This is a genomic window from Pseudoflavitalea sp. G-6-1-2, from assembly GCF_012927185.1.
In the GTDB taxonomy this organism is placed as follows: domain Bacteria; phylum Bacteroidota; class Bacteroidia; order Chitinophagales; family Chitinophagaceae; genus Pseudobacter.
In genome coordinates, this window is the sequence record NZ_JABBGB010000002.1 from 1,211,257 (window position 1) to 1,236,476 (window position 25,220).

Here is a 25,220-nt window from a genome sequence, read left to right on the forward strand (position 1 = left end):
AATACTAAAAGCATCGCATGGCTGAACACAATTTAACAGGACACTATGGAGAAGCCATCGCTGCGGAATGGCTTCAGCTAAACGGTTTTAGCATACTCCACCGCAACTGGAAATACCGCCGTTACGAAATCGATGTGATTGCATCAAAAGAAGAAATGCTTCACTTCATCGAAGTGAAAACCAGAACCAGCCATCAGTTCGGTTACCCCGAAGAAGCGGTTTCAAAGAAGAAAATGGAAAACATGATGAAATGCGCCGACCGGTATCAGCAAACCGATACCCGCTGGAAACGCATCCAGTACGATATTCTCAGCATCAGCATTTCAAAGAATGCCGCGCCTGAATTTCTGCTGATTGAAGATATTTATTGCTGATCATTTAGGAGCCTCGCCTTCGAGACGAATCATCATACGTTCTACCAGCTTGTAGGTAGCAGGACAATACTCCACGTTCTGCTTGTACACGTGAATATAATCCAGCGGTTTTGTTTTATTATGATGCGGGAATGTAGCGCAGTCGAGCGGACGCACTTCATAGATGCTGCACTTGTTGTCTTTCAGATTGAGGAACTGACAGGGCTGTGATTTGTTCATCCAGTCTTTATCTGCACGATCGAGATAGAGATACTTCTCACGGAATTTCTCCTGCGACATGCCCACATGCTTTGAGATGCGCTTTACATCTTCTGTTGTGAAAGTTGGGCTCATGGTTTTACAACAATTGGCACAGGCCAGGCAATCTGTTTCTTTCCACACTTCCACATCTTCCTGCTGCATGATCTTGTCCAGACCGCGTTGCTTATTTTTTTCAATACGGCTTAAAAACCTTCTGAAAGCGGGACGATTGAGAACCATCTTCTTTTTGAACGAACGCAGATTGAACTGTTCCATCTGTGAATTAAGGAATTTTATTGTTGTAAATACCTTATCGGTACATTTGATGAGCGAATATAACAGATAGTTTGTTTATATCAGCATTTTCAATCATTCTTTGTACAGATGTGGGAGATAGAGATAAAAGGCTTTAAAGACTACCTTCAACTGGAGCGCAACCTTTCGGAGAATTCGGTGGACGCCTACCTGCATGATATCACCATGCTCGATGAATACTTCAATCCCAAAACAGGTACCGGCAATACAAGGGTTCATGCAGATGCCGATCAGGTACGCAAAAAGCTTTCGGAGATCACCCTCAACGATATCAGGGACTTTCTCGCAGCCATCACCGACCTCGCTCCTTCTTCGCAATCGCGCATCGTATCGGGTCTTCGCTCATTTTTCAAGTACTGTACCATAGAAAGAATACTTGACAACGATCCTACAGTACTGCTCGAAACGCCGAGCCTGCCCAGGTATCTGCCCGAAGTATTGTCTGCAAAGGAAATCGAGTCCATCATCAATCAGATAGATCTCAGCAAACCCGAAGGCCATCGCAACAAAGCCATCCTCGAAACCCTGTACAGTTCGGGGCTGCGCGTAAGCGAGATTACAGAGCTGAAGATCTCGCAGCTTTATCTCGATGAACGATTTATCCGCGTAGTGGGAAAAGGCAATAAAGAAAGACTGGTGCCAATCGGCACAGTGGCCATCGACAACATCACCGTTTATCGCCAGAACTACCGCAACCTGCAAAAAGCAGTGAGGGGTTATGAGGATCATCTTTTTCTCAATCGCCGCGGCAAATCACTCAGCAGGGTAATGATATTCCTCATCATCAAAGACCTTGCGGAAAAAGCGGGCATCCGAAAGAACATTTCGCCACACACATTCAGGCATTCATTTGCAACGCATCTGGTAGAGCATGGCGCCAATCTGCGTGCTGTTCAGGAGATGCTGGGCCATGTAAGCATCACTACCACCGAGATCTATACGCACCTCGATAAAACCTTTCTGCAGAAGACACTGGAGCAGTTTCATCCGGCATTCCACCGAAGGTTTTAACACGCCCTTACATCTTTCACCGTAATTTTTTTTCATCTTTGCCCGCATCACAAAACGCGCGCCTATGACCATTCTGATCATTGAAGACGAGCAGAAAGTAGCGAGCTTCATCAAAAAAGGGCTCGAAGAACAGCAGTTCACCGTGGAAGTGGAAAACGATGGAGAGCGCGGCCTGCAAACCGCTCTGGAAAAGGATTTCGACTGCATCATACTCGACATTCTGTTGCCCGGCATCAATGGACGCGAGATCTGCCGCCGGCTTCGTCAGAACCAGGTATGGACGCCCGTGCTGATGCTCTCTGCTTTGCAGACAACCGATGATATTGTAACAGGCCTCGATCATGGCGCCGACGATTATCTGCGCAAGCCTTTTCATTTCAAGGAACTGCTGGCCCGCATTCAGGCACTGCATCGCAGACATCATCAGGATATGATCGGGCAGGAACGCCTGCAGTTCCAGGATCTCATACTCGATACAGCCGCCAAAAGCGCCAGCCGCAGCGGCATTCAGATTGTGCTCACCGCCCGCGAATACAAACTGCTGGAGCTCTTCATGCGCCATCCCAACAAAGTACTGAGCCGCGCTTTCATCTCCGATGCAGTGTGGGGTATCGACCGGCAATCGAACGCCAATGTGGTAGATGTGTACGTAAATTATCTCCGGAACAAAATCGAAAAACCTTTCCACGGCGACAAACTCATTCATACCCTCACCGGCATGGGTTATGTACTGAAACCATCCAAACAAGACTAAATAATGAAGATCCGCAACAGGCTCTCGATGGAATTCACGCTGCTCACCGCAGGCATCATGCTGCTGGTGATGGTGCTGATTTACGGGCTGTTTGCGGATTACGTAAAGCAGGTATTCTTCCATCGCCTGCGCGACAGGGCCCTCATCACTGCACAGGTATTCCTCGAAAAAGACGAGCTCACCAAAAAAAGCTTTCTCGAAATTCAGCAGAAATACATGCAGAGCCTCACCGATGAGCGTTCACTTATCTTCAACGAACAGAATACCCAGAGCTTCACCAACGATTCTACCATCGCAATAGATCCGGGCATTATCGAAAAAGTGCGGAACAACAGTCAGCAATTCTTCATGCTGGGCGATCTGCCGGCCGCGGGGATTGCCTACAACGATAACCAGGGTAATTTCGTGATCATCGTAACCGCTAAGAACGTAACAGGCAGGCAACATATAAACAACCTGCTGGCGATGCTCTGCATCACCTACTTCTTCGGATTGCTTGTATTGTTCATCTTCAGCAAACGCTTTGCCGGCAAGGCTTTGAAGCCGATCATTCATATCAACAACACCATCCGGCAGATCCGTTCGGGCAACCTCAATGAACGGGTGATTGTTCCCGACAATAAAGACGAGATCAACGAACTGGCCAATAATTTCAATACCCTGCTCGAACACCTCGAACATGCTTTCGATCTGCAGCGTTCTTTTGTGAGCAATGCTTCGCATGAATTGAGAACACCTCTCACCAGCATTATCGGAGAACTCGAAGTGATGCTGAACAAGCCCCGCTCGCAGGAAGAATATATCAGCACCATGCGCTCCGTGCTGGCTGAATCGGAAAAGCTCACCGTTATCATCAACAGGCTCTTCGAACTCAGCAACTACGATGCGGCAAAACCTTTGCAGCATTTCGAAGCAGTGGATGTTTACGAGCTGATCACCGACATCATGCAGTTCTGGTTCGATAAAGGACCGGAATACAAATTCCAATTCAAGGCGGATGTACAGGTAGCGCCATGGATCACGGGCAATCGCGTACTGCTCGAAACTGCCATCAACAACGTGATCAGAAACGCTTTCAAGTACTCCAATAATCAAACTGTTGGCATCGATCTCATCACCAACGGAAATATGTTTCAGATCAGCATTTCAGATTCCGGCATTGGCTTCGAGGCATCAGAAGCAGAAAGTCTTTTTCAGCCATTTGTGCGTGGCAACAATGCCAGACAGTTCCCCGGAAGTGGCGTAGGGCTGAGCATTACGCAGAAGATCATTCAGATGCACAAGGGTACAGTTCAGGCAGTTGCGCTAACACCCAAAGGCGCATGTTTTCACATTAATTTACCGATAAATACGCCTTTCTAATCCCGCTCTAATCTTCCTGTAAGGATCGTCTAATGATCGTTTTCAAATTTTGCATCCGGAATAAAAACAGACCGGATGCAACAATTGAAACGATATTTTCTCGCATTGGCTTTGCTGATCACCGCTACGGGTATCGCGCAGGCGCAACTGCGAACAGACACACTTCATCTCAGCCTGCAACTGGCGGAGCAACGTTTTATCGACAGCAATCTTACTCTGCTGGCCGCGCGATACAACATTGATATTGCAAAAACGGAAGTGATCACTGCCGGACTGTACAACAACCCGGAGCTCAGCTTCGAGAATGTGTTGTACAATCCCGACAACAAAAGATTCTTCGATCTCTCAAAGTCAGGAACCAATGCAGCAGAGTTATCGCAGGTAATTATGCTCGCAGGCAAAAGGAACAAGGCAGTGAAAGTTGCGGAAAGTCAGGTTAAATTGAGCGAGCACGAATTCTACGATTTGATCCGTACCCTCACTTTCACACTTCGCGACAATTTCTATCACCTCAATTTCCTGCAGCGTTCCATGGGTTTGTACGATGCGCAGATATTGTCGCTGAACCGCATCGTTACTGGTTTTAAGGAGCAGCTGGCAAAGGGAAATATCGCGCAGAAAGAACTGCTGCGCATTCAATCTTTGCTGTACAGTTTGCAGGCCACCAAAAAAGAATTGCAGCAGGAGATCAATACGGTTAGTACGGAACTGAAACAACTTACCCGCATCGATCCCGCCACACCGATACTGCCTGAATGGACAGAACCCGCATTCACCTTTCATCCATTGCAGCAACTCACTTATGAGCAGTTGCTCGATTCAGCCAAAACAAACCGTCACGATCTGCTGGCTGCCAAAGAGAACGTACGTACGCAGGAGCTGAATCAGAAACTGCAAAAGGCATTAGCCGTTCCCGACCTTACTGTTGGCCTCACCTACGACAAACAGGGAAGTTTTACGCGCGATTACACCGGCCTGAAAGTGGGGCTTCCGCTTGCCATTTTCAACCGCAATCAGGGCAATGTAAAGCAGGCTGCAAGCCGTGTTGAGCAAAGCAAAATACAATTGCTCGATAACGAAAATGCACTCGCGCACGAAGTGATGTTACGATACACCGACGCCTTTCAGGCCGAATCTCTGTACGATGGGATCGATCATGAATTCGATGCACAGTTCAAACACCTCATAGAAGAAGTGCAGAAGAATTTTGTAAGACGAAATATCAGTCTGCTCGAATTCATCGACTTCTACGATTCGTACAAAGAAACCATCATCAACCTCAATCAGATCAGATACAACCGCTACCGCGCACTGGAGAACATCAACTACGTGAGCGGAATCCAGCTTATTCACCTGTAAACTCTTACGATGCCAAACAAACATTACATACTCTACTTGTGCCTGCTGGGTTTGCTACTGGCAGCCTGTTCACAAAAACCAGAACCCGCTCCTGCAAAAGATCCTGTGAAGGAAATGGAAGAAGTGCTCAGCAAAGTAAATACCGATACAGCCTCCACCCATTCAGTGAAAGATGAAATTCTTGTGACGGGAAAAATAGTTCCCGATGAAGATAGCCAGATCAGGATCTATCCGATGGTGAGTGGGATTGTAAAAAAGATCAACGTACACTCAGGCTGGTATGTGAAAGCCGGACAGGTACTGGCAGAGCTGGAAAGCAGCGAGATGGCCACTTTCAGCAACGAGCTTTCTTCCGCAGAAGCCAGCATGGCCAATGCAAAACGCAACCTTTCCGTTAAGAAAGATCTCTATGCCAGCGGCCTGGCATCTGCGCGCGATGTGGAGGAAGCAGAGAGTGAATTCAAACGTGCCAGCAGCGAAGTGCATAAATCGGAAAAAGTATTGCAGCTGAATGGCGGCAATCGCCAGGCAGGCTATCGCATCACTACTCCCATCAACGGATTTGTGATTGAAAAGAAAGTTACTGATCACTCGCATCTGCGTCCGGATAATGCCGACCCGGTTTTTGTGGTGGCGGATATCAGCAAGGTTTGGGCCATGGTGAATATCTATGAGTCCGACATTTCTTTCATTCATCAGGGAGACAGTGTTCATCTTACTTCCCTCTCCTATCCCGGAAAAATTTTCTCCGGCAGCATTGAAAAGATCTATCAGGTGCTCGATCCGGAGACCAAGACCATGCGTGCACGCATCAATATCCATAACCCCGATCTGTTGCTGAAACCAGAAATGTTCGTGTCGGGAAAAGTAAAAGTAGTGCAGCAGAACAGTCGTGTAAGCATCGCATCCAAAGCCCTGATCTTCGACAACGACCGCTACTATGTGATAGTGAAAGAGGGCAACAAACCACGCATTCAGGAGGTAGAAGTAGCAGAGAAAATGGGAGGCCGCGCCTATATCAGCAATGGCCTGCAAGACAATGAGGTAGTGGTTTCCAGCAGGCAGCTGTATTTCTACGAGGCCCTCAAACAATAACCTTTAATGCCGTTCCATGAATAAACTCATCAGGAGAGTGGTAAGCTTCTCTCTCAGGAATAAATTTTTCATCTTTTTTGCAGCAGGTCTGTTGGCCATTGCAGGATACCTCAGCTTCAAGAGTATCGGCATCGAAGCGTTTCCGGACGTGACCAATACATCCGTAACGGTGATCACACAATGGCCAGGACGAAGTGCCGAAGAAGTAGAACGTTTTGTAACGCGTCCGCTGGAGATTGCGATGAATACGGCGCAGAAGAAAACTGCTATCCGTTCATCATCCCTCTTTGGACTGTCTGTGGTGAAGATCATTTTCGAAGACAATGTAGATGATGCCTTCGCGCGCGTGCAGGTGAACAACAATATCGGCAAGGCCAGATTGCCGGAGGGTGTAGATCCGGACATACAACCGCCCTATGGGCCAACCGGCGAGATCTATCGTTACACGCTCGAAAGCAGCACCAAATCTGTGCGCGATCTCAAGACCATTCAGGACTGGACCATCGAAAAGAATATCCTCGCTGTGCCCGGCGTGGCAGACATTGTGAGTTTCGGAGGTGAGGTGAAAACCTATGAGATAACGGTGGATCCCGGCAAAGCTGCGCAATATGGCATCACGCCGGTAGAGCTGTACAGCGCTGTATCGAGAAGCAATATCAATGTGGGTGGAGACATCATCGTGGAAAACGGGCAAGCCTATGTGGTACGCGGCATCGGTATTCTGAACGATGTGGATGAGATCAGAAATATCATCGTAGACAATATCAACGGAACGCCGGTACTGGTGAGCCATGTAGCCGATGTTACCGTTTCTTCGTTGCCGAGACTTGGGCAGGTAGGGCGCGATAAAGATCCGGATGTGGTGCAGGGAATTGTAGTAATGCGCAAAGGAGAGAATGCCACAGAAGTGATAGAGGCGCTGCAAAAGAAGATCGATCATCTCAATAAGAATGTATTGCCTGCCGATGTGCAGATCAAGCCGTTCTACAACCGTCAGAACCTTGTAGACTTCGCCACCGGCACCGTGTTGCACAACATGATGGAAGGCATCATTCTCGTAACGGTAGTGGTATTCATTTTCATGGCCGACTGGCGAACTACGCTGATCGTATCCATAGTGATTCCGCTGGCATTGCTGTTTGCATTTGTTTGCCTGAAGCTGAAAGGCATGTCGGCAAATCTGTTGTCGATGGGTGCCGTAGATTTCGGCATCATCATCGACGGAGCTGTGGTGATTGTGGAAGGGATATTTGTGATGCTCGACAAACGCGCGCATCTCGTGGGCATGGACAAGTTCAACCGACAGAGCAAACTTGGTCTCATCCGCAAAGCATGCATGGAAAGCGGCAAGAGCATTTTCTTCGCCAAGCTCATCATCATTGCAGGGCTGCTGCCCATATTCACGTTCGAGAAAGTGGAAGGCAAGATGTTCTCTCCCCTCGCCTGGACACTTGGTTTTGCGCTGCTTGGTGCGCTCATTCTCACTTTCACGCTCGTACCGGTACTGAGCAGTGTGCTGCTGAAAAAGAATGTGAAAGAGAAACACAACTTCTTCCTCGAATTCCTCAACCGGAATGTGATGCGGATATTCCGAGCATCGTTCAGGAGAAAGCTCGTGAGTTTCAGCATAGCCATTGTGATTCTTGTTGGAGGATTTCTGAGCTTCAAATTTGTAGGCACCGAATTTTTACCGCAACTGAACGAAGGCAGCATTTATGTACGTGCAACCGGGCCATTGTCTACTTCGCTCGATCAGTCGGTGAAAGTGGCCAATCAGATGCGCAAAGTGTTTCTGCAATTCCCCGAAGTGCGTCAGGTGATGAGCCAGACGGGAAGGCCCAACGACGGCACCGACGCAACAGGTTTTTACAACGTAGAGTGTCATATTGATATTTATCCGCAGAAGGAATGGAAATCCAAACTCACGCGTGAACAGCTTATAGAGGCGATGAATCAGAAGCTGGAGGTGATTCCGGGCATCAGTCTGAACTTCTCACAACCTATCATGGACAATGTGGAAGAAGCAGTGTCTGGTGTAAAAGGATCGCTGGTAGTAAAGATGTATGGCAACAATTACCAGGTGATAGAAAAAACGGAAGACTCCATATTCAATGTACTGAAAACAGTGCAGGGAATTGAAGATCTGGCGATCCTCCGGAATCTCGGCCAGCCCGAATTGCAGATCAATCTCAACCAGCAGAAGATGGCGCTCTATGGCATCACAACAGACAATGCGAATGCCGTGATTGAAATGGCTATCGGCGGGAAAGCCGCCACCAGCATTTATGAAGGAGAAAAGATCTTCGATCTGCGGATCCGCTATCCCGAAGATTTCCGGCAGAGTGAGCAGCAGATCGGCAACCTGCTGGTGCCTACTATCCGCGGAACAAAAATTCCCATCAAGGAGATTGCAGACATCAAACGCATCACAGGGCCAAGCATCATTTACCGTGATGATCACACCCGATACGGCGCCATCAAATTTTCTGTTCGCGGGCGCGATATGGGAAGCACCATTGCAGAAGCGCAGCAGAAAGTAGGTGCGGCAGTTAGTATTCCAGATGGATACACATTGCAATGGTCGGGTGATTTCGAGAACCAGCAACGCGCTACAGATCGTTTAACCAAAGTGGTGCCGATCAGTCTGCTGCTGATCTTCTTCATACTATTCATTCTCTTTGGCAACATCAAAGATTCGGCGCTGGTGCTGCATACGGTGTTGTTCGCCATCACGGGTGGAATATTCGCGATGCTGTTCACAGGCATCAACTTCAGTATCTCTGCAGGTATTGGTTTCATTGCCCTGTTCGGCATATGCATTCAGAATGGTGTGATATTGTTGTCTACATTCAAATCGAATATGCGCATCATGAAAGTGGCAACAGAGCAGGATCTGGTGTCGGCCATCACAAAAGGCGTGGAATCGAGGATACGTCCGGTTTTGATGACGGCACTGATGGCGGCTATCGGCCTTTTGCCTGCGGCTATCAGCACCGGCATCGGATCGGAAACTGCGAGACCACTCGCGCGCGTAGTGATCGGTGGGCTCATTACAGATACCATTTTCAAGCTCTTCGTATTTCCCGTAGTGGTGTACTGGGCTTACCGAAAAACCATTAAAGCCACTGCATAGCTTGATGTGCTAACAACAAAAAATATTTCTCCGGATCGGTGGGACATTGTGAAATTCTACAAAAGCAAAACAGTACATTGCGAAACGAAAAAGCATTGAGCAATGTCCCACAACAATAGCAGAGAAGCCTATACAGCAAAGGATATCCTTGAACAACTGGATCAGAGTGCAGCAAATTTCGAATTCCCCATGCTGGATAACGCCTATGTATACCCGGTTACCAACCGGTTATCGGCGTACCGTGACGAAAGCAGATGGATGATCATCATAGAAACGGTTGGTTTCAATTATCGCGGTGGTGGACATAACGGCATCAACAATTGCCTGTACGTTTATGGCAATGAGCTTACGTATAAGCCGGGGCTCAATAACAACAACTTTCTCAACTTCACGGCCGACAGTACATCGGGACCTACTTTCGACACCAATGCAGAAGAGTTTCTGAACCCATATGTAAACTCCATGCTGCTCCGCGATCGTGAGATCAGCATCAGTTCCGATCCGCAGTTCTATGCCGCGCAGGGCATCAGATCCGAAGGAGCAGGCAGGGTCACCATCTGGGAATTGCTTCGCGGGCTGGAACCTGAGCATCGCAATGATTTCTTCGCAACCAGTACAGAACTGAAAGAGCGCGTTCCGCAGGATCTTCCATTATTTCTGCGCCTCGAAGAATGGCATCATCCCGATCTGGCAAATGAAGAACGTCCGGGCAAGAATGAAACCTTCGTAATGCTGGCCGATGCGCTCGAAACCGGCGATCTGAGCATCTTCAAACCAAAAACCTCTCCCAATACCCATTGGAGCAACTGGCCGGAAGGAGGCACTCTGTAGCCGAAATGCGTTCTACTTACATGCGACAGCGCTTTCACAGCGCTTTTTCAGCAGTAATTCAGCGCTTTTAAACGGAAAGGCAGCCCTTCCAGAGCACTTCTGCATCCCTTCTGCAGCACTTTTGCGCCTATTGCCGTGCCCGATTGCAGCCAGTGCAGATCTGAACCCCAGTCGTTCGTCGAATTCTGTATGAACCGCATTTAACAGGATGATACCTACTTCACTCGCTTTCAGGGGTTCAGGGCAGTAACTGCGCCATTATTTCATCGTCCGGCCACTACCGCAACCCATAAAAAATAGCTACTTTTACAACCGGTGGGATTTCTGAAAAACATACAAGATCACCAGCAGTCAGACAAAGAGCTGGCCGACCTGTACCGCGAAACCGGCAATATGGAACTTTTGGGCCAGCTGTTTCAACGGTACATGGATATGATGTATGGTGTGTGCCTGAAATACCTCAAAGACCCCGAAACCGCCAAAGATGCTGTAATGCAGCTCTTTGAAGAATTAGGCAAAAAACTCAGCCATCATCAGGTAGAAAATGTTAAAAGCTGGATCTACACGCTGGCCAAGAACTACTGCCTGATGCAACTCCGCTCTCCCCGTAATTTCCGGACCACAGAATTTAACCCAGAGATTATGCAATCGGAAAACGAAACGCATCTGAATGGCGTATTGCAAAAAGAGGAGAATCTGCAAAGGCTCGAAAACTGCCTGCAGACGCTTTCCGGAGAGCAGAAAACCACCGTTGAACTGTTCTATCTGCAAAACAAATGTTATAAAGAAATATCAGCCGAAACCGGTATAGATTGGAATAAGGTAAGAAGCCATATTCAGAACGGAAGACGAAATCTGAAACTATGCATGGAAAAACAGGCCGCCATTCAAACACCGGAATTTTAGCAATGAGCATTCACCATGAATGATCAATCACAACATATCACCCATTACACAGCAGCAGATATCCGGCGATATCTGAATGGCTCCATGTCAGCAGCAGAAATGCACGCCATGGAGCTGGCCGCATTGGATGATCCCTTCCTCTCAGATGCAATTGAAGGAATGGAAGCAACCATACAGTCGCATGGCGAAGCCATCATTCAGACCAAACTGCAGGAGATCGGCCAGGCAGTGGAAGCACGAATACATCCGGAAGGAGGAAAAGTGAGAAAGATGGTGTGGTGGAGAATGGCCGCCGCTGCTGTAGTGATAATTGCCGGCGGACTCTTTGTGTGGAATAGCTTCTTCAAACCAGAGGGTGATGGCTCCAGTGAAAAAACATTGGCAGTTAAACAAAAAGAAGCTGCTCCCGATACAGTTGTTCCCGCACCACAGGCAACACAACCCGCACAGAACAATGAATTGCCTTCAGATTTAAAAACTGCTGATGCGGGCATCGACAAGCAACAGCTCGCACGCACAGAGGAATCGCAGATCGTGAAAGACGCACTCCCGCATTCAGCGAATAAAGCTGTAGCCCGCAAGCTACCGGCTGCTGAGACAGCAAGAGCCTACACCTTTAGTACTTTCAGCGATCAGGCAGTAACAGCAGAGCCCATTAAGCCAGATTCCAATATGCCCGCCATCGTAGCGGCGCCGGAAAATAAACTGGCACTCACCAATCAGATACTCAACAAAAAATTAGAACTGAATTTTTCAGATACACTCAATCGCATCACGGAAACGGAAGTGATACAGGGCGCCTTACAGGGACATGCCAAAGGCCTTGTTACCACTAATGTGAATCCTAAAGAAAAAGCAAAGCTGCAGAACGTTATCCGTGGCCGCGTGTTCGATCAGTTCAATCAACCGATCGCTAACGCCTATCTTCAGGCGCAGCAGTCGCCTTCGGCTATTTTCCAGAATCAGCCATCGCAGATATCATCTTATCTCACCGACAAAGATGGATATTTCACTATACCTACCAATGAACTCGATACTGCATTGAAAGTATCAGTAGGTGCTGTGGGATACAGCACTAAAAATTTCGACCTGGCTAAGAACAGCCAGTCGAATATGCTGCAGCTGCAATCTCAGAATATCGACCTCAACGAAGTGGTAGTAACGGGGATGGCACGCAGAAGAAGCAGCAAGATCCGGAAAGTGGCTTCCGAAGCCAGTTCAATTATCAAACAAAATGCAGAACCGGCTTATGGCTGGATCACCTACAATAAATATCTGCAGGATAACGTAAGAAAATCAGTTGCAGGCTCAACCAGCGGCGATGTGCTTGTTTCGTTCTCCGTAAACCGCAAGGGCGAACTCTCTGAATTCACCATTCTCCGCTCGCTCACCGAAGCGGCAGACAACGAAGCCATCCGCCTCATCAAAGACGGTCCCGGCTGGAAGATCAGCAAAGGCCGGAAAGCCACTGCTACCGTAACCGTACATTTTTAGGATGAATGAGAAGGAATAATGATTGTAACTTCTACCTTTGTGAGCATTAAACTTGTTTGCAATGATCAAAACAGCAATCGCGATTGCCTGCAGCATCACATTAACTTGTGGCGCTCTCCAGGCTCAGGGCTTGAAAGTTCCCGCTCCTTCTACCGGCCAGACCATTAAGCAGGAATTCGGACTGGGAAACGTTGAACTCAGCTACTCCCGCCCCAGCACTAAAGGACGTAAGATCTTTGGTGACCTGGTGCCTTTCAACAAAGTATGGCGTACCGGTGCAAATGGAGCCACTACACTCAATTTCAGCGATGACGTAATTATCGGCGGAAAAACTATCCCTGCCGGAAAATACGGTCTGCTTACCATCCCTGCTCAGGGTTCATGGACAGTTATCATCACCAAACAACTGGATGTAACTTCTCCATCTGCCTACAAAGAAGATCAGGATGTGGTTCGCGTGAACGTAAAAACCATCGCACTCCCTTACAAAGTGGAGACCTTCCTCATGCAATTCGATGAGATCAAAGGCACAGAGTGCAATCTCTGGATCATGTGGGACAAAACAGCTGTTGCTCTCCCCATCAAAACCGACATCGATGGTAAAGTAATGGCACAGATCAGCGAAGCTATGAAGTCTGAGAAACCTCCTTACTTCAATGCTGCCATGTACTACATGGAAACTGGTAAAGACATCAAGCAGGCGCGTGAGTGGCTTACCAAAGCAACTGAACTCAATCCTAATTTCTTCTGGGTATGGCACCAAAAAGCCAATGCAGAAGCTAAACTGGGATTGAAAAAAGAAGCGATCGCTTCAGCTACTCAATCAATGAAACTGGCTCAGGAAGCTAAAAACCCTGACTATGTTGCACTGAACGAGAAACTGCTGAAGACACTGGCTGGTAAATAATCAGATTACAGTTTTCCTCAAATACTGAAAAGGCTTTATCGTTATGATAAAGCCTTTTCTTTTTGTTCTCCGTTCTTACGCGGCAATATCATTTGAATCACCAGGCTCAAAACCACTACCAGCACGGCTCCGATTACGTTCAGCCAAAGCCAGGAGAACATATCCAGTTTGTAGATGATAATTACAATCAGTTCTGTAAGCAGGGCTGCATAGAACACTGCCGACCCTTTCACTTTTTTGAGATAGAAAGCAACGAGGAAGATGCCGAGAATGGCGCCATAGAACCAGCTGCCGATTATATTCACAGCCTCGATAAGACTGTTGCCGAGACTATATGCAAACTGTGCTACGATAATGCAGAACACTCCCCAGAGCAGCGTATAGTACCTGCTCCATTTGTATTCTTTTTCGGCACTCAGTTCTTTTTTGGAAAGCCGTTTATGAAAATCCACCATGGTGCAGGAAGCCAGAGAATTGAGGGCTGCTGCCACACTGCCCCATGCAGCGAGGAAGATGATGGCAATGATCAATCCCACCAATCCTTTCGGAAAAAAATCTCCTACGAAACGAAGGAACACATAATTGGTGTCGTTGCTGTCTGCACCAGGCACGGCCTTCTTTACAATTTCCTTGATGGCTTCTCTCGACTGATTGCTGGCGGTCTCCTGCTCTTTGATGGTTGTTCGCAGTTTATCGATAGTTGCCTCATCATCATTGTGCAGTGCCTGCGCCAGTGAGATGGCTGTTTGTCTTTTTTCTTCCTGTATTACATCATACTTCGCAACTGCTTCTGTGTATGCAGGCGAATGTTCGCTGCTCTTTACTTTTTCTTCCAGCGCCAGATTGAAGAAAGCAGGCGCTTTATAGAACTGATAGAAGGAGAATACCAGTACGCCAATCAGCAGAATAAAGAACTGCAGTGGCACTTTTGCCAGTCCGTTCATCAGCAGGCCGAGTTTGCTTTCACCTTCGGTGCGGGCTGTAAGATAGCGTCCTACCTGACTTTGATCGGTTCCGAAATAACTGAGTGCAAGGAATAATCCGCCGAAAATGCCGCTCCAGATATTGAAGCGATCTTTCCAGTCGAAGCCATTTTCGGTTACACCTGTAGTGAATACATTGAGCTTTCCGGCTTTGCCGCCGATATGGAGTGCGTCTGTAAATCCAACGCCTTCGGGTAAACTTTTTACTGCCCACCATGCTGCTACGAACATGGCGATGTAGATGATCACGAACTGCAATTGCTGCGTGTAACCTACGGCCTTGGCGCCACCGGTTGCGGTGTAGATCATCAGTACGCCACCCATTACAAGATTGGTAATGGTGATATCCCATCCCATCATGCTATGCAACACAAGAGATGGAGCAAGAATGCTGATGCCCGTGCTCAGTCCACGCGAGAGCATGAAGAGAAAACTGGTAAGCAATCTTGTTTTGATATCGAAACGTTGTTCGAGGTATTCGTAAGCCGTGAAGATCTTCATTCGCCTGAATACAGGAACAAAGGCAAATGCGATGATCACCATGGCAATCGGCAGACCGAAGTAGTACTGAACAAACCGCATTCCATCTGTAAATGCCTGTCCGGGTGCAGATAAAAAAGTAACAGCACTTGCCTGTGTGCCCATGATGCTGAGCAGCACCACCCACCATGGCATCTGACGGTCGCTCAGAAAATAACCTTCGAGATTTTTCTTTGAGCTGCGCCCTTTGTAAATGCCGTAAAGGATGATGCACACCAGTGTGGTCACCAGTACCATCCAGTCCAGGCCGGAAAAATTCATGCGAAATGTTTGGTAAAGAAATAAAACAACACAATCAGCAGACCCAGAAATCCGATCACCAGCCAGTACCAGTAACTCCACTTAGGGAATAGCGGTACTTTTTCCTGCTCACGGTTTTGACTGTGCTGTTGCATACTATCTTTTTTTAGAGAATGCCATCATCAGTATGAGACCCAGGATCAGTCCGATCAGCAAGCCCACTCCCACTTTCTTGATCATCTTCCCGATAAGGAAGCCCACGATCATTGCGATGATAAATAAAACCCTGCTCTTGTCTATACCTGATGTGGTCTGACTCATTTCTTTGTGTTGCTTTTATTCAGTGCGATGATATTGGCAATGATCCGGTAAGCGCCTGGTACACCTGCGGGCAGTTCACGGAAGAATACCAGCCCGGTATACACAAACTTTCCTTTGCCATAATCTGCAATGATAAGACTTCCTTTCTGATCTGGCTCATCCGGATCTGCCATAGACAGCGGAGTCTGATAAGCAGCATCCGTCTGCTCTGCAAAATAGATGCCCCGCTCCTGTACCCATCCTTCAAAATCCTTTTCAGTGATCTTGTTCGGATAATTCAGTACCGGATGCGATGGAAGCAGAAAGTTCACTTTTGCATTTTCATCGGTAACGCGGTTGCGCGAAATATTGAACCCATAAGGCCCGATGCCTGAACCACGTGCACTGCTCAGGTTATTGTTGGTATTGTATTGTACAATGAGGTTCCCGCCATTTTTCACATACTCCATCAGCGCATCGTATTTGGTTTTGAGGAAGTCGTGCACATTGTAAGCGCGAACTCCTGTTATCACCGCATCGAATTGTTTCAGGTTGGCGGATGTGAGATCGTTTTCTTTGAGGATGGTTACTTCGTAACCCATTTGCCCGAGCGTGAATGCTACTTTGTCGCCGGCACCATCGATATACCCAATCTTATGACCTACGGTTTTGAGGTCCAGATCGAGAAGCTTCGCTTTATCCTGCATGTAGTAATGGATCGGAGGAATATGATCGTAGTTGATGCTGATGAGATTCAGCCAGGCTGGTTGTTCTTCTTTTCCGTTCTTCAGTTCTACGAATACCTGCGCATAGTCGGTCTTCCCTTTCTTTGCATCATATAGATGCTCATTGGAGATGGTGAACTCGTAATTTCTGCTCATACCTTTCGCCATGGTAAACCCTGTATCTTTTGTTTCCTGACGTTTGCCGGCGTCGAGCATCACATTGGCTCTGTATTTCTGCAAATCCTTATTGGCAGTAACTTTCACGCTGAGCTGCGCGGACTCTTTCTGGCCTTTGTGGAATACGAATATATCCGGACCAGTAGTGAGCGTAGCAGGCGGAACAATCACCAGTGGACGATACAATTCTCCTTTCACAGGATCAGTGAATTTGTACATCACAGGGCGGGTGAATGTGAACCGCTGTCCTTCGATAGTGATATCGAAATCTACCGCATAAGCAGGCAGACTTTCCGGACGGCCGATCAGTTTCTGATCAGCAACTTCAAAAGAACCGGTGTTCATTTGTTTCTCCAGCCAGTATGGTTGAGACAATGGCTTGGTAGCAAAAACGTAGAGTGGTTTATTGAGTGTGAAATTGCGGTTCTTTTCGAGTGGCTGATTCAGTTCGGCATCGATCACATCTACTTTAATATTGTTGAGCGTACTGTTGGTGCCGAGCCTGTTATTGGCAAAGAAGTTCAGTCTGATGGAATCTCCCTGTACCGCAAACTCTGTATTTGCAGTGGCTTCGAGCCAGAGCCCGCTGCAGTTGGCGATGAGATCCTGCAGTTCCTGCAGCTTCTTTGTTTTCCAGTAATGATCGGGCAATGCAGCTATGTCTTTGTAGAGCGCAACCAATTGCGGAACAATTGCCGAAGGCTGATCGAGTTTATAATTGCTGAGAATAGCGTCGATTTTGGAGGCGATGGATTCCGCACCGGGGATCCTGTTCCAGCTGGTGTTCACATCGTCGAGGATATCGCTTTTAGCTGCGTCTCCTTTCAGGAGCTGGAAATATTCGAGGGATGAACCTCTTCCGGCGGGTACGCCGAAGCCCTGACTCTTATGCTGGCTGCGGCTTTCGGCGGAGATCTCTCCGTAACCCTGTCCCAGTGCGGCATTGTACACACCTACGTCGATCTTCAACTGATCGTCGCTGGTAGTGTTCACAGAACCAAAGCTGAAAGTATTCCAGAGAACGCGTTTCACTTTCCAGGGTTTTACGCCATGAGTGAATTGTTCGGGGAAACGATTGGGATCTGCTGCTGCTTCGAATGCGAGTTGAGCGATCACAGCAGATGCGGAGTGATGCCCGTGCCCTGCCCTGCTATCGGGCGGGAAACGTGTGATGATCACATCCGGTTGGAACTTGCGGATCACCCAAACGGCGTCTGCGAGTATCTTTTCCTGATTCCAGGTAGAGAGCGCTTCTTCAGTACGTTTGCTGAAACCAAAGTCGTAAGCGCGACTGAAGAACTGTTCTGCACCGTCGATGCGGCGGGCGGCCAGCAGCTCCTGTGTGCGGATCATGCCAAGCTCGATGCCCTGCTCGTCTCCGATGAGGTTTTGTCCACCATCACCACGCGTGAGCGAGAGATAACCAGTTCGATACAATCTGTCTTTGGAGAGCCAGGCGAGCAATCGGGTATTCTCATCGTCGGGGTGTGCTGCCATGTACAACACGGAGCCCAGTACTTTGAGTTTCTTCACCTGCTGGTAAAGATCCGAACTGCTGTAAGAAGCTGGTGTCTGCGCCACAGACGTAGACACCTGAGTGAATGCAATGCAACCGAGGATCAGCTGAAGGGGTCTAAATGATCTCATTCAGTTAATAGATTTTGGAATAGGAATAATAACCGGCCAAAGATATAGGGCCAGCCCTTATTGACCTACCATAAATACAGCATTGGCAAAAAGGAGCTTTCCATTTTCCCAGAAACTGCGGAAAACAGGGTTATCGGTAAAGTAAACAATGGTACCATCGCCCTGATTCTGTACACCGAAGAGAAGGCCGTCTTTCAGTCTGTCTTTGAGTTTGGAGCCAACGAAGCCGGATATCTGACTGCTCTTTTTGATCACTCCTACATTCCAGCCCATACCCTCCTTAAAGAAATCATAAATATTATCGTCTTGTTTGAGCGTATAGTAAGTGCTGTCGTAACCGAAAGCCAGCGGATGTGAATTGTCAAGATCTACCTTGTAAATGGCGCCGGGGATGAAGCTGGGCAGATAGTCGCGTTCGCGGTTCTCGTATTTGCGCAGCAAAGTGTAATCGTCTTTCTTATCCTCCTTCTTATCATCTTTCTTATCGTCGCTTTCTTTGAGTTTGATGCCCCACTCGTTGCGGGCGAGTGTACCTACACCTCCTTCAATTGCTACGATGCGTCCACCATTGCTTACCCAGTCTTTGAGGGCATCGTGCATGTTCTTATCGAAGCTGCGGTAGTTGCCATCGGGCATGATGAGTACATCGGTTTCTTTCAGTACATCTTTGCCAAAGTCTTTGATCCAAACCACATTGAGTGGATAGTTGATCACGTGATCGAAGTAATGCCATACTTCGCCCATACCGAGTGATGATATGCCATCGCCTGCGAGAAGCGTTACGCGCGGCGCGCGGATGATGCGTACTTTGTCTGATCCGAAATCGTAACCTCTGTCTACATATCCTGAAGCAACCGGATAATAAGCTTCACCAGTTGTTTTCGATACTTCCTGAATGATGGATTCCAGCGGCGCCTGCACATTGGTATTGCTGGTTTTGGTAACAATGAGTGTTCCTTTTTCGAATTGTTCACCACCGGTAACAAATGGTTGCTCTGCGTAACGCACTTTCACTTTCCTTTTGATCAGCTCCGCAAGGAAACGAACACTTCCGAGGCCGGTCCATTTAATGGCATAAGCTGTGATGGTTGAACCCGGAGCTACGGTTGTTTTCAGTGGAACAGGTGGTTCAGCAGAACCGCCGCCCAGCGTGGCATTTAGCCCATAAGTAGTGAGGCCGTATGCATAAGGCATGCTCCATGCAGTGATATCGTAAGTTGCAGAATCTGATAATTTGGATGTTCTCTCGAACAATACTTTCAGCAGGTTGGCATTGGTTTGTCCGGCATTGATCACCACATCACCCGGAGTTATTTTCACCGATTCGTTTTTGTTGGTGAAATAGTTGAGTCCGTTTGCAGAACCGCTGCTGAGATAACTGTATTCGATATTGTTCTTGTCGAGCAGTTGTGTGAGTCTTTTTAAGCGATCGCCCCCATCGGCTTTTATCAGCCATGCTTTGAATTCGCCGGGAGGTGCGGTGCGGGCTTTGTCGTAATATTTTTTGAATTCCTTCACCAGTCTCGATGCATTGGAGGCACTGGTTTCGATGGTGCTCATGCCGGTGGTGAAGTGGTGTATCAGTCGATCGTACAATGTAAGCGTATCGCCATCTTCATTGATCACGGCAGCGCCTCCGCGGCTATGGCCTCCTTGTTCGTAGGTCATGCCGATGGCTCCTTTATAAATAGGATAGGTATCACCGTAACTTGGATAGAAGAGATCGAATCTTTCTTTGGTGAAGAAGAGCCATCCGTTCTGATCGAAATATTTGGCGTTGCTTCTTCCGATCATCACCTGAAAATCGCGCTGCCATGGAGTGATCACTTCGTGAAATGGTTCGGCAGCGGGAGCGAAATAGTAAGGTTCATTCACGCCCTGTTCGTGGAAGTCTACATGCACCTGCGGCAGCCACTGGTTGTAGCGGGCCATGCGCTGCTGCGATTCCACCTGCGTTTGCCAGGCCCAGTCGCGGTTGAGATCGAAGTAGTAATGATTGGGTCTGCCGCCGGGCCATGGCTCACTGTGCTCGCGGGTGAAGTTCACGGGATTGGCATTTTTGCCTACTACGCTGTTGAACCAGTTCACATAACGGTCACGGCCATCCGGGTTCATGCAGGGATCAACCACCACCACTGTATTTTTCAGGTATTCTTTTGTTTTGCTGTTGGCAGGGTTCACCAGTTCGAAGAGGGTGAGCATCGCTGCTTCGGAAGAAGAAGTTTCGTTGCCATGCACATTATAGCTGAGCCATACGATAGCGGGTGCATTTTCATCAGATGCAGCTTTGTCCCTGGTAGCGCCTGCCAGTCTCAGGTTGTTCAATCTGATAGCATCGAGGCGTTGTGCATTTTCGGGAGAAGCTACAAACACCAGCAGCAAGGGCCTGCCTTCATTGGTGGTTCCATACTGCTCTACCTTCACCATATTGGGTGCGGCTGTACCGAGGTACTTGCAGTAATTCACAACATTGAAGTGGGGAGTGTAACGGCTACCGATTTTGTAACCAAGGAACTGTTCAGGGGATTGAACCTGGGCGAAGAGCATCGTGGAAATGAGCAGCAGCAGCCAGGTAACGTAGATCTTCTTCATATTGACATCAAAATAAGGATGTGAATATAAAATAACTTCCTGAAAAAGAACATCCCCGCTCATGGCGGGGATATTCTTTTTCTCATGTGTTCGTAGTTCTTTGGTGTCTAACCAGGAATTACTAGTGTGCAATGAAAGTATGAAAAGAAAATTAATTTTCCACGTTATCAATCGCCATTTGAGGTGAATCTTACATAATTTTAGTAGAGGTTCAATATTTATGTAAGTGTTTACACATATTCAAATAATTGATAATTATGATACGTCGGATAATTTGCTGCTTTTCAGTCTCAGCATTGCTTTTCGCGTGCTCGGTAAGTAAGAAAAACAGTTCAGTTGCCCTTAACCCCTATTCGTACAGCATACAAAAAAAAGTATTGTGCAGGAATGGTGCAGTAGTAAGTGCACATCCGTTGGCGAGTGAAGTGGGTATAGCTGTTTTGAAGAAGGGCGGCAATGCGGTTGATGCGGCAATTGCCACTCAGCTGGCACTGGCGGTTGTATATCCTGCCGCCGGAAATATTGGCGGAGGTGGCTTTCTGGTGGGGCATCTTGCCGATGGCAAAAACCTCGCCATCGATTACAGAGAGAAAGCGCCGGGTAAGGCATCACGCGATATGTATCTCGATGCCAATGGGAATGCACAGACAAAGCTCAGTCAGAACGGCCATCTGGCAGCAGGTGTGCCGGGTACTGTAGCCGGACTGATCACTTCAGCCAAATACGCGAAGCTTCCATTCGGAGAGCTGGTGCAACCCGCCATCGAACTGGCAGAAAAAGGATTTGCAATTACAGCTGCCGAAGCCCGTGCACTCAATTCACACAAAGAAGAGTTCCTTCAATACAATTCCACCGCTCCGGTTTTTGTAAGAAGTCAGCCCTGGAAAGCAGGCGATACGCTCATTCAGACCGATCTGGCCAATACCCTCAAACGCATCCGCGATGAAGGCCGCAAAGGATTCTATGAAGGCGTCACTGCAAAACTCATAGTGGAAGAAATGAACCGCGGCAAAGGCATCATCAGTTATGAAGATCTCAAAAACTACGAAGCCAGCGAACGTGAAATAGTATCCTTCCCATACAAAGGCTACACTATTCTCACCATGCCTCTCCCCTCCAGTGGTGGCATATTGCTGCCACAGATGATGAAGATGGTGGAGGACAAAAACATTCAGCAGATGGGCTTCCAGACCACTGCCTCTGTTCAACTGATGACGGAAGTGGAGCGCCGTGCTTATGCCGACCGTGCTAAATTTCTCGGTGATGCCGACTTCTACAAAGTGCCTGTTCGCACTCTCACCAGCGAGGCATATATCAAAGAGCGCATGAAAGATTACGATCCTTCCAAAGCCGGCACCAGCACAGCTATTGGGGCAGGCCTCATTCCCGAAAGCGAAGAAACCACGCACCTCAGCGTATACGATAATGCAGGCAATGCAGTAGCCGTTACCACCACCCTCAACGGAGGTTATGGCAGCAGCACTGCGGTAACCGGAGCAGGGTTTATCCTCAACAACGAAATGGACGACTTCAGTGTAAAGCCCGGAGTGCCCAATATGTACGGCGCAGTGGGCGCCGATGCCAACGCCATCGCTCCCAACAAAAGGATGCTCAGTTCCATGACGCCCACCATTGTTCTGCAAAACAACAAACCCTTCCTCGTAATCGGAACTCCCGGAGGTACTACCATCACTACTTCGGTATTTCAGACACTGATGAATATTCTCGAATTCAATCTCTCTGCTGATGATGCTGTGAACAAACCGAAATTCCATCACCAGTGGTTGCCCGATGAAATCTTTGTTGAAAAAAGTTTCCCCGAAGCAGTGCGCCAGCAGTTGAAAAAGATGGGTTACAAAGTAACGGAGCGTGGACAGATCGGAAGAACCGAAGTGATCCGCATCAATGCAAATGGCAGCATCGAAGCCGTGGGCGATCATCGCGGAGATGATGCCGCTGCCGGATTCTAAGCCGCTTTTAACATGCAGGCATTACTGCATTAAGTACCTTTATTTTCTAAATAGCCACGATCATGAATACATTAGGCAACGAGTTTTTGCAGTCGGCCATCAGAAGATACAAATCTTACAAACAGCTGGGAGATAAAACCTTCGATCAGCTGGGCGAAGCGGATTTCCATTTCAGACCTAATGAAGTGAGCAACAGCATTGCTACTATCATTCAGCATTTGAATGGCAATATGCGCAGCCGCTGGACCAACCTGCTTACGGAAGACGGAGAGAAAGAATGGCGCCAGCGCGATGAAGAGTTTGAGATTCACAATCATACCCGCGAGCAATTGATTCAGATGTGGGAGGATGGATGGAAATGCCTGCTCGATACATTGCAAAGTCTGAAAGAAGAAGACCTGCTCACTACCATCTATATCCGCAAAGAACCGTTGACGGTAACGGATGCGATACTGCGTCAGCTGGCGCATTATCCGAGCCATGTGGGACAGATAATGTACATCGGAAAGATTATCAAAGGCGATGCGTGGAAGAGTTTGTCGATCGAAAAAGGACAGTCGCAGGCGTATAATAATTCGGACGGTGTGAAAGATCCGGCTAAGCTGATGAAATAGAAACGCTCACTTATTGGGTTTAGTTTTGATCTGATTTCTCAAAGGGCTATGGAACGCGGGCGATGAAATAAACCGCCGCGGGAGAATATCCATTAAGCAACTTTGAGGAAAGATGGGACTGTAGGATGTATTTCAGCTTCTTCGCTTATATTTCAAAGGCCGCGTTACATAGCCCTTTGATGCATATCGCTGAATGGGTAGATGTTCAAAAGCAAATACATGAGTATGGAAATTGTCTTACTTAGCAGGCAGCACGGTTGCGGATATCCCGTAAACTGGTCTTCAAATGTGTTGCACGAAAGTTTGGCCTTATTCTATTGTTCAATCCTACTTGATTGCTGATCATCGGAGATTCAATACTGCCCGGCACATTTGTCAACCATGTTTTCGGGATATCCCGCGGCCGTGCGGTAATAAAATAAGCACACACTTTTTTATATAAAATAATAGCAAAGGCCAGCTAATAACTTTCAGCTGGCCTTTGATTATGGTAAACCGGTCGCTGCATTTGCAGCTTGTGGCATTAGTCTTTGTAGATCTTGATGGTAACTTTTCCGTCTTTGTCTATATAGCCGCGGTACATGCCTTCGGTATTGAAGGGCATGGCGATGTGGCCGTCTTTGTCGACGGCGATCAGTCCGCCATCACCGCCGAGAGCACCGAGACGCTTCATCACCATTTCGTTGGTGGCTTTTTCGAGACTGAAGTGGCCGAACTCCATCATGTCGCTAACGGTTTTGGCCATTACCAGAAGAATGAAATATTCGCCCCAGCCAGTACAGCTTACGGCGCAGGTGTTGTTATCGGCATAGGTTCCGGCACCGATGATGGGTGAGTCCCCTACTCTGCCGAATCTTTTGTTGGTCATGCCTCCGGTGCTGGTGGCAGCGGCGAGATTGCCCTGGGCATCGAGCGCTACGGCACCAACGGTTCCGTATTTGGAGTCGCGGTTTTCGGGTTGACGAAGTCCGGACGTGGGCTTGTTGCCGTGATCGAGTTCGGTCTTCATGGAATCTTGCTTTTTCACGCGTTGCAGCCCCTGCCATCTGTCTTCGGTGTAGAAATAGGAAGGATCTACGATGGTGAGACCTTGCTGTTTGGCGAATTCTTCGGCGCCTCTGCCGGTCATCATTACGTGAGAACTCTTTTCCATTACGGCACGGGCGGCCGTGATGGGATTGCGGATGGTGGTTACTCCGGCTACAGCTCCGGCAGCGAGGGTGCGGCCATTCATGATGCTGGCATCGAGCTCATTCTTTCCTTCGTGGGTGAATACGGCACCCTTTCCGGCATTGAAGAGCGGATCATCTTCCATTACATTTACGGCCGCCTCTACTGCATCCAGCGAGGAACCGCCATTTTTCAGGATGCTGTAACCCTTTTCCAGTGCGGCTTTAAGAGCTTCCATGTATGCGCGCTCCTTTTCGGGAGACATATTCTTTTTGAGGATGGTGCCGGCTCCGCCATGGATCACCAGTACTGGTTTGATTGCCGTGCGGGGAGCGTTGGAGGCAGGTTGTTGTTTCATCCGGGCATTTTCGAGTGACTGCGACAAGGATTGTGCCTGTGCTAAGGCGCTGTTAAAAACAAGCGCCAGAAAAAAAGGTATCAGTTTTCTCATACGTGTATCGTTTAGGCTGCTACTGCAATA

Annotated in this window: 20 protein-coding genes; 13 read left to right on the forward strand and 7 right to left on the reverse strand. The window is 48.1% G+C overall.

The window, feature by feature from the left end; all coding sequences use genetic code 11:
* Positions 1-17: 17 nt before the first annotated feature.
* Positions 18-374, forward strand: a complete 357-nt coding sequence (locus tag HHL16_RS14600; protein ID WP_169425922.1) for a YraN family protein — start codon at positions 18-20, stop codon at positions 372-374.
* On the opposite strand, the gene HHL16_RS14605 is transcribed toward HHL16_RS14600, so the two are convergent.
* Positions 375-890 carry a YkgJ family cysteine cluster protein gene (locus tag HHL16_RS14605; RefSeq protein ID WP_169425923.1) on the reverse strand — a complete coding sequence of 172 codons (516 nt, stop codon included), beginning with the start codon at positions 888-890 and terminating at the stop codon, positions 375-377.
* A gap of 108 nt (positions 891-998) precedes the next feature.
* On the opposite strand from HHL16_RS14605, the gene HHL16_RS14610 reads away from it, so the two are divergent.
* The 10 genes from HHL16_RS14610 to HHL16_RS14655 all read left to right on the forward strand — a co-directional run bounded on the left by HHL16_RS14610 (position 999) and on the right by HHL16_RS14655 (position 13,781).
* The gene (locus tag HHL16_RS14610; RefSeq protein ID WP_169425924.1) at positions 999-1,940 is read left to right on the forward strand and encodes a site-specific tyrosine recombinase; all 942 of its coding nucleotides are present in this window, start codon (positions 999-1,001) and stop codon (positions 1,938-1,940) included.
* Between the two features lie 64 nt (positions 1,941-2,004).
* Positions 2,005-2,694 (forward strand): response regulator transcription factor, encoded by a 690-nt coding sequence (locus tag HHL16_RS14615; RefSeq protein ID WP_169425925.1) that lies wholly within the window; start codon positions 2,005-2,007, stop codon positions 2,692-2,694.
* A 3-nt stretch (positions 2,695-2,697) separates the two neighbouring features.
* Positions 2,698-4,056 (forward strand): HAMP domain-containing sensor histidine kinase, encoded by a 1,359-nt coding sequence (locus tag HHL16_RS14620; protein WP_169425926.1) that lies wholly within the window; start codon positions 2,698-2,700, stop codon positions 4,054-4,056.
* 75 nt (positions 4,057-4,131) lie between these two features.
* Positions 4,132-5,415 (forward strand): TolC family protein, encoded by a 1,284-nt coding sequence (locus tag HHL16_RS14625; protein ID WP_169425927.1) that lies wholly within the window; start codon positions 4,132-4,134, stop codon positions 5,413-5,415.
* A 9-nt stretch (positions 5,416-5,424) separates the two neighbouring features.
* Positions 5,425-6,510 (forward strand): efflux RND transporter periplasmic adaptor subunit, encoded by a 1,086-nt coding sequence (locus tag HHL16_RS14630; protein ID WP_169425928.1) that lies wholly within the window; start codon positions 5,425-5,427, stop codon positions 6,508-6,510.
* A 16-nt stretch (positions 6,511-6,526) separates the two neighbouring features.
* Positions 6,527-9,643, forward strand: coding sequence for a CusA/CzcA family heavy metal efflux RND transporter (locus HHL16_RS14635; RefSeq protein WP_169425929.1), 3,117 nt, complete (start codon positions 6,527-6,529; stop codon positions 9,641-9,643).
* Between the two features lie 102 nt (positions 9,644-9,745).
* Positions 9,746-10,474, forward strand: coding sequence for a hypothetical protein (locus tag HHL16_RS14640; RefSeq protein ID WP_169425930.1), 729 nt, complete (start codon positions 9,746-9,748; stop codon positions 10,472-10,474).
* 315 nt (positions 10,475-10,789) lie between these two features.
* Complete coding sequence (locus HHL16_RS14645; protein ID WP_169425931.1) at positions 10,790-11,380, forward strand: sigma-70 family RNA polymerase sigma factor; 591 nt, start codon at positions 10,790-10,792, stop codon at positions 11,378-11,380.
* A 15-nt stretch (positions 11,381-11,395) separates the two neighbouring features.
* A complete protein-coding gene (locus tag HHL16_RS14650) occupies positions 11,396-12,874 on the forward strand; it encodes a hypothetical protein (RefSeq protein ID WP_169425932.1) in 1,479 nt (492 codons plus the stop codon).
* Between the two features lie 61 nt (positions 12,875-12,935).
* Complete coding sequence (locus HHL16_RS14655) at positions 12,936-13,781, forward strand: DUF2911 domain-containing protein (protein WP_169425933.1); 846 nt, start codon at positions 12,936-12,938, stop codon at positions 13,779-13,781.
* Positions 13,782-13,822: 41 nt separating this feature from the next.
* Here the strand turns inward: HHL16_RS14655 and HHL16_RS14660 are convergent, their stop codons facing one another.
* From HHL16_RS14660 to HHL16_RS14680, 5 genes are read right to left on the reverse strand one after another with little or no spacing between them, the layout of a single operon-like run.
* A complete protein-coding gene (locus HHL16_RS14660; RefSeq protein ID WP_169425934.1) occupies positions 13,823-15,565 on the reverse strand; it encodes a sodium:solute symporter in 1,743 nt (580 codons plus the stop codon).
* Positions 15,562-15,699 carry a hypothetical protein gene (locus HHL16_RS14665; RefSeq protein ID WP_169425935.1) on the reverse strand — a complete coding sequence of 46 codons (138 nt, stop codon included), beginning with the start codon at positions 15,697-15,699 and terminating at the stop codon, positions 15,562-15,564. The genes HHL16_RS14660 and HHL16_RS14665 overlap by 4 nt, the downstream gene beginning before the upstream one ends.
* A gap of 1 nt (position 15,700) precedes the next feature.
* Complete coding sequence (locus HHL16_RS14670; RefSeq protein ID WP_169425936.1) at positions 15,701-15,865, reverse strand: hypothetical protein; 165 nt, start codon at positions 15,863-15,865, stop codon at positions 15,701-15,703.
* Positions 15,862-18,393 carry a PIG-L family deacetylase gene (locus HHL16_RS14675; RefSeq protein WP_169425937.1) on the reverse strand — a complete coding sequence of 844 codons (2,532 nt, stop codon included), beginning with the start codon at positions 18,391-18,393 and terminating at the stop codon, positions 15,862-15,864. Before HHL16_RS14675 ends, HHL16_RS14670 begins: the two co-directional genes overlap by 4 nt.
* A gap of 57 nt (positions 18,394-18,450) precedes the next feature.
* Complete coding sequence (locus HHL16_RS14680; RefSeq protein ID WP_169425938.1) at positions 18,451-20,985, reverse strand: M14 metallopeptidase family protein; 2,535 nt, start codon at positions 20,983-20,985, stop codon at positions 18,451-18,453.
* A 377-nt stretch (positions 20,986-21,362) separates the two neighbouring features.
* Between HHL16_RS14680 and ggt the strand changes: the two genes are divergently transcribed.
* The gene (ggt, locus tag HHL16_RS14685) at positions 21,363-22,955 is read left to right on the forward strand and encodes a gamma-glutamyltransferase (protein ID WP_240966171.1); all 1,593 of its coding nucleotides are present in this window, start codon (positions 21,363-21,365) and stop codon (positions 22,953-22,955) included.
* A gap of 62 nt (positions 22,956-23,017) precedes the next feature.
* Positions 23,018-23,569, forward strand: a complete 552-nt coding sequence (locus HHL16_RS14690; protein WP_169425940.1) for a DUF1572 family protein — start codon at positions 23,018-23,020, stop codon at positions 23,567-23,569.
* Positions 23,570-24,092: 523 nt separating this feature from the next.
* On the opposite strand, the gene HHL16_RS14695 is transcribed toward HHL16_RS14690, so the two are convergent.
* Positions 24,093-25,190: an isoaspartyl peptidase/L-asparaginase gene (locus tag HHL16_RS14695; RefSeq protein WP_169425941.1), complete on the reverse strand. Its 1,098-nt coding sequence runs from the start codon at positions 25,188-25,190 to the stop codon at positions 24,093-24,095.
* Between the last annotated feature and the right edge of the window lie 30 nt (positions 25,191-25,220).